The 6,211-nt window shown below is 54.4% G+C and carries 6 protein-coding genes; all 6 read right to left on the bottom strand.

Annotation, left to right across the window (positions count from 1 at the left end; all coding sequences use genetic code 11):
• The coding region (locus O6929_14350) for a nucleotide sugar dehydrogenase (GenBank protein ID MCZ6481562.1) at window positions 1-879 on the bottom strand (879 nt) is incomplete at its 3' end.
• 237 nt (window positions 880-1,116) lie between these two features.
• Entirely contained in the window at window positions 1,117-1,749 is a 633-nt protein-coding gene (locus tag O6929_14345) for a response regulator transcription factor (GenBank protein ID MCZ6481561.1), read from the bottom strand.
• On the bottom strand, window positions 1,746-3,749 hold the full coding sequence (locus O6929_14340; protein MCZ6481560.1) for a PAS domain S-box protein: 2,004 nt from the start codon (window positions 3,747-3,749) through the stop codon (window positions 1,746-1,748). Before O6929_14340 ends, O6929_14345 begins: the two co-directional genes overlap by 4 nt.
• A 227-nt stretch (window positions 3,750-3,976) precedes the next feature.
• Entirely contained in the window at window positions 3,977-4,342 is a 366-nt protein-coding gene (locus O6929_14335) for a response regulator (protein ID MCZ6481559.1), read from the bottom strand.
• On the bottom strand, window positions 4,311-4,736 hold the full coding sequence (locus tag O6929_14330) for a response regulator (protein ID MCZ6481558.1): 426 nt from the start codon (window positions 4,734-4,736) through the stop codon (window positions 4,311-4,313). Before O6929_14330 ends, O6929_14335 begins: the two co-directional genes overlap by 32 nt.
• Window positions 4,708-6,211 (bottom strand): PAS domain S-box protein (locus O6929_14325; GenBank protein ID MCZ6481557.1); only part of this gene is annotated, 1,504 nt, incomplete at its 5' end. The genes O6929_14325 and O6929_14330, both read right to left, overlap by 29 nt.

Here is a 6,211-nt window from a genome sequence, read left to right as displayed (position 1 = left end):
TCCGATGAATCGGGCGGTATAATTCAACGTCTTGAGCTTCCACGCGAGGTACTGCGGGTCGATTGGAACACAGTGTCCCCCAAGCCCGGGGCCAGGAGTAAAGGGCATAAAGCCGAAAGGCTTTGTTGCGGCCGCTTCGATAATCTCCCAAACGTCCAAACCCAACCGGTCGCACATCAAGGCAACCTCATTGACAAGTGCGATATTCACAACCCGAAAGGTGTTTTCTAGCATCTTGACCATCTCGGCCGCGCGAGTGGAGGAAACAGGAACGACCTTATGTATCACTGTGGCGTACAGGGAGCATGCCATGTCCCGGCACGTCCCAGAAATCGCGCCGATCACCTTGGGAATCTGGGGAAGTGGAAAGTCAGGATTGCCCGGGTTGATCCGTTCAGGCGAGTACGCGAGGTAGATGTCCTGCCCCACGCGCAGCCCCTTTGCCTCGATGCTGGGGAGGAAGATTTCTTCGGTGGTCCCCGGAAAAGTCGTGCTTTCCAGAACGACGAGCTGTCCCATTCGGAGAAACGGGACGATCCCCTTGGCGGCAGCCACGATGAAGGAAATATCCGGCTCTTTTGTTTTGCTCAGCGGGGTTGGGACACAGATGATGATTACATCGCACTGTTCGATAGCTGCATAGCTTGAAGTCAGGGTGAAGCTGCCATTACTGACGAGACCCGAGAGCGTATGTGCATCCACGTCCGATGAGACCAGTGCTCCAGTCTTAATCTTGTGCAGCCGATGCTCATCCACGTCAATTCCGATCACAGGGAATCCTACCTTGGCAAACTCAACGGCGAGGGGAAGACCAACATATCCCAGTCCGAGGACGCTTATAGTTGCTGTTCGATTTTCCAACTTCGCCTTTAGATCCATATCGGACTTCCAACTGCCTCCGCCTCCCTGCTGCCAGGAGGCAGGGATGCTTTAGTCTAGGCATCTAACTTCCCCAAATAGCTGCAAAAAACATGCCCCTTTCCGCGCGAGCCAGACACGAATACCTCTCAATGAATACACCTTGGCCCTGAGGGATCAGGCGCTTGATTCTGTGGGGTTTAGCACGAGAAGGAGGCGGGAAGTCAGAAGGCGGCCGGAAAAGAAAGGAGAGCTAGGTCACTTCACCAGATCATTACGGATGGCGTAGTGGATCAATTCCGCATTGTTCCTGAGGCGCATTTTCTTCAGCATCCGAGTGCGGTGGGTGCTCACGGTTTTAACACTCAGGTCCAAATCCTCGGCGATTTCGGTGAGGCCTTTGCCTGTTGCGATCATGCACAGTACCTGGAACTCCCGGTCGGACAGGGTTTCGTGCAACGCTTTCTTAAGATCCTTTCCCAAATCAGAAACCATTTTTTCCATTAGCGAAGGACTCACATACTTGCCACCGCCAGCCACCTTTTGAATGGCGGTAACCAATTCTTGCGGGGCGGTTTCCTTGGTGAGATATCCAGCTGCTCCCGCCTTCAAGGCACGCAAAGCATACTGCTCCTCGGCATGTATGCTCAGAATTAGGACCGGAACCTCCGGAAACTGGTTCTTGATCTGTTGCAGGACGACCAGGCCATTGGCACCCGGCAGGGAAATGTCCAGCACGACTAAATCCAAATGACCCGCTCGCAACCTTTCCAATGCCTCCTGTCCGTTGTTCGCTTCACTAGCCACCTCCAGATCAGGAGTTTCCACAAGAATTTGTTTCAGCCCCTCGCGAACGATTGCATGATCGTCGATGATTAAGATCTTAATCATGTGCTTTCTCCGACTAGACTGGCTCCCCCTTCTCTTATGGGAATGCGAACGGTAACGGCGGTGCCTTTACCTCGGACCCCCTTGATGGTGACATCACCTCCCATCGGCAGGACCCGCTCTCGCATACCAATTAATCCCAGTGATTTCGGATCGGCAACTGCTTCTTTCGTGATGCCCGTTCCGTTGTCTCGCACCTCTAATACCAGGTCCTGTCCCACCTTTGTCAGGCTGAGGTCGATCCTCGTGGCGAAGGCGTGTCGACCGACATTCGTCAAGGCCTCCTGGCAGATACGGAACACCGTCGTAGCCCGCTCTACATGCACGGTAATTTCCTCGGGGTGTTTTGTGAACATACATGCTATGCCGGTTCGATCTTGAAACTCCCGGATCTGCCATTCCAGCGCGGCGACCAGCCCAAGGTGATCAAGGATTCGAGGTCGCAACTCGGTGGAGATTCGGCGCACCGTTTGCACCGTTGTGTCGATGAGGTGGGTCATCCAGTCGGTCTTTTTTTTCACATGCTCTTGATTTGGAGCCAATCGCTGGGCGACCCAGGTCAGGTCGATCTTCAAGCCTGTCAGTGCCTGCCCTAGCTCATCGTGAATCTCGCGGGCGATCCGGCTCCGCTCCTCTTCCTGCACAGAGAGGAGGCGGGTAGAAAGGGCACGCAGCTGCTCCCGGGAACTGAGCAATTCCTCCTCGGCCCTGTGGCGTTCGTCGATCTGCTCTTCCAGAATGCCAATTGCTTCAGACAACTTAGCCGTTCGTTCCTGAAACCCGAGTTCCAATTGTTCATTCAAGCGTCGCAGTGCCTCCTCCGCCCGCTTGCGCTCGGTGATGTCCTCGATCATTGCCAGACCATACTGAGGCTTTCCCTGCTCATCGCGGATGACACAAGCCGTCAGGCCAATCCAGAGAATCCCCCCGTCCTTCTTGATGTACCTTTTTTCCAGATGAAAAAAGGGTATCTCTCCACCGAAAATTTGCTCACTGAGTCGCACATCCTTGTCGATATCCTCCGGATGGGTGATCTCAGCAAATGTCAGTCCTGTCAGTTCTTGCTCTGTGTATCCCACCATCTTGCACAGGGCACCATTGACTTTGACAAATCGATAATCCAAGTCAATGATAGCCATCCCGAGCGGGCCTTCCTCAAAGATCTTGCGAAGGCGCTCTTCGCTCTCTCGCAAGGCTTCCTCCGCCCGCTTGCGCTCGGTGATGTCGCGATCGATACCGATAAACCCACAAGGCTGTCCCTTCTCATCAGTCACAAGTGAAATGACCGTATCGGCCCAGAACTTGGACCCATCCTTGCGTCGCTGCCAGTACTGACCGCACCACAAGCCCCTCGTCCGAACTGCGTCTATTCGTCGCCGTTCTTCGTCTTCCTCATGGGACTCGACAATGAATGTGATGGGCTTTCCAATGACCTCGTCGGCGCGATATCCATATAAGGCCTCGGCACCTTTGCCCCAGTAGACGACGTGGCCCTCTAAATCCGTCGCAACTATGGATTCGCGGACGCTGTCCAATAGTTGCGCCTGCAAACGTAATTTTTCCTCCGCCTGCCTCTGCTCAGTAATGTCCTTGAACTTCACGACTGCCCCGATGACCTCTCCTTGGTCGTCCCGAATGGGAGTACTGATGTACTCAACGGGGAAGCACATGCCGTCCTTTCGCCAAAAGACCTCGTCTGTCACGTGATAGACGGTTCCATCCCGAAATGCCGCATGGATGGGACATTCCTCCCGAGGATAGGGACTCCCATCCGGCTTCGAGTAGTGCAGGATATCGTGCATGGTCTTACCGATCAGCTCTTCGACCCGCCACTCGATCATCCGCGCCGCCGCCGGATTCACAAAGGTGATTTTTCCATCCAGATCCAGGCCGTAGATCCCTTCTCCAGCCGCGTTCAAAATCAGCTCGTTTTGATGGCGGAGTCGGTCAATCGCCTCCTCTGTACGCCTGCGCTCCGTGTTGGATGGTTTATGGTCTATCATGGTCGTTGCTTCCGCGTATAACTCGACCAAGGCTAGGGGGTGTACCCCGGCTACGCCCGCAGTTCGTGGATTATACTATATCCTTCCATAATCAGTGCCAAGGGGGATTTTCCGTGACTTTCAAGGAGAGCTAAGGGGCCGAGATTAAAGGCCTGTGCAGGTTCGACGCAGGAGGAGATAGAGCAGAACCAGGGTGGGGTATCGGAACGTCTTGCCTGGATTATATCCTAGAAGAGCTTAACCAACATTGCCGTCTTCAGCTGCTCGAAATCAACCGGTTTTGTGATGTACTCGTACGCCCCCAAGTCAAAGCACTTTCTCGCCTCTTCTTCCTTATGGACTGCTGTTACCATCGCCACCGGAAGATCCGGGGTGGTGGCCTTGATCCGTTTCAGGGTCGCAATCCCATCCATGCCTGGCATCATAATGTCGAGGAGGACCAGGTCCGGCTTGTGCGTCTTGATGAGCTCGAGGCCGGCTTCACCGCTGGTAGCCACCAACGCTTCGTATTGAGTGGTCGTCTCAATAACGAGCTTTAGCACCGTGCAGGCATCTTCCTCGTCATCGATAAGCAGGATCTTCTTCTTCGCCACAGCGCATTCCTCCTTGTTTTTTTTGCAGTTGCTTTTCGATCAATTCCTCCAGTTCTTCTAGATTCGCTGGCTTTGCGATAAATGGATGCCCGCCGATCGTGCCCCCCATTTTTTCGGCTTCTTTTTTTGTCGCCACAGCGGTTAAGAACACCAGCGGGGTCTCTTTGAGTGCCTTATCGGCTTTGAGCTGGGCTGCGACTTCGCCCCCGTCTACGTTGGGCATCACGATATCCAGAATGATCAGATCCGGCTTAAACGTCCTGGCAGTGGCCAAGGCGTGCTCCGCCCGGTTCTCCTCTCTCACCTCATAGGCCCCGGTGTTCTCGAGGTTTAACTTGAGGAGACCGGTAACATCCGGTTCATCGTCAATCAGTAGGATCCGTTTCTTTTGCATCTTCGTGGCTCCTTTCTGTTTTGAACGTGAGGGTCACGCACGCACCCCCCTCTTGCCTGTTGCTGATCTCAATTGTCCCCTGGTGTAATTCGAGAATTTTTCGCGTCACACTTAACCCCAATCCGGTTCCCTGTCCGGGTGGTTTGGTTGTAAAAAATGGGTCGAAGAGCCGATCAAGCGTTTCGGTCGGGATCCCTGTGCCTGTATCTAGCACTTCGGCCACGACCCGGGTCTCCCCGATTCGGAACTGATCGGTTCTCCGGCGCCCGACATCGGGACCGAATTCGTCCGGCCGCTCCGTATACGTTTTAACGGTAAGTGTTCCTCCCGCTGGCATGGCATGAATGGCATTGATGAAGAGGTTCACGAAGGCCTGCTCGATCTTTTGCCGATCCAGCTTGACCGGAGGGAGGTCCGCCCCCAGCTCTTTGACCACGGCGACATGAGTCCTGACCAACTCGTGGTTCATCAGCAGCAGCGACTCCTCCACCACAGCATTAAGCTCGGAAGGCGTCAGCTCGATTGCACTTGAGGCAGAAAAATCCAAGAGGCCCTTGATCACACGATCCGCTCTTTTGACTGCGTTGTTCATTTTTTCCAACACCAGAGCGACGTTGCCGTCATCCGGATTCAAAGACGCCTGTGAGAGATACACAAGCCCGTGCAGGAGTATGTGTAAGGGGTTCTTGACCTCATGCGCGACCCCCGCGGCCAACTGGCCCACCGATTCAAACTTCGCGCTCTGAATCAGTTGGAGTTGGGTGGTTTTTAACTCGGCCTCGACCCGCTTGCGTTCGGTACTGTCCTCACACAGCGTCACAATACCGATCGTCCCTCCAGCGGCGTTTATGACAGCGCCGGAGATCAACTGGACGGGGAAAGTGCTTCCGTCTTTCCGGCTGTTGAGGCTTTCCCGGGTCCGGCTCTCCATTTCGTTCATCTGATCAGAAGCCATCGGTTTCCACAAATCGCGAGGGGCGAAGATTTTCACATCCTTGCCGATCAATTCTTCCACGGTATATCCGTGCATACTTGCATCAGCGGGATTTGTATAAACAATTTCTCCCTCTGTGTTGGTGATCGTGACACCCAGTTTCATGGTCTGCACAGCTTCTTCTAACCAACGCAGGGCTTCTTCCGCGCGCTTCTGCTCGGTGATGTCGCGTGATATGCTCATGCCGCCCACAACCGTCCCGTTCGCATCGCGGAGCGGCGCCGCAGAAACGTAAGCGCAAAAAGTCTCTGCGTTGTTTCTCTTGTTTATAAGCTCCCCGGCAAACCGCCCATACTTCCGTATGTCGGCAGCCACGCGTGTACCGTCGGATGGGTCTGCATACAGCAGGTCAATGGGCCTGCCTAAGACTTCCGCTTTGCTGTATCCGAAGGCCTGTTCCGCGGCTCGGTTGAACTCCACGATCTTCCGGTTTCCATCGACCGAGATGATCATGTCTAAGGAGCTTTGGATGACATTTTCT

It is taken from the genome of Candidatus Methylomirabilota bacterium (assembly GCA_027293415.1).
Classification (GTDB): Bacteria; Methylomirabilota; Methylomirabilia; order Methylomirabilales; family CSP1-5; genus CSP1-5.
Note: the sequence above shows the minus strand (reverse complement) of the source record. Positions and strands in the feature narration are given on the sequence as shown.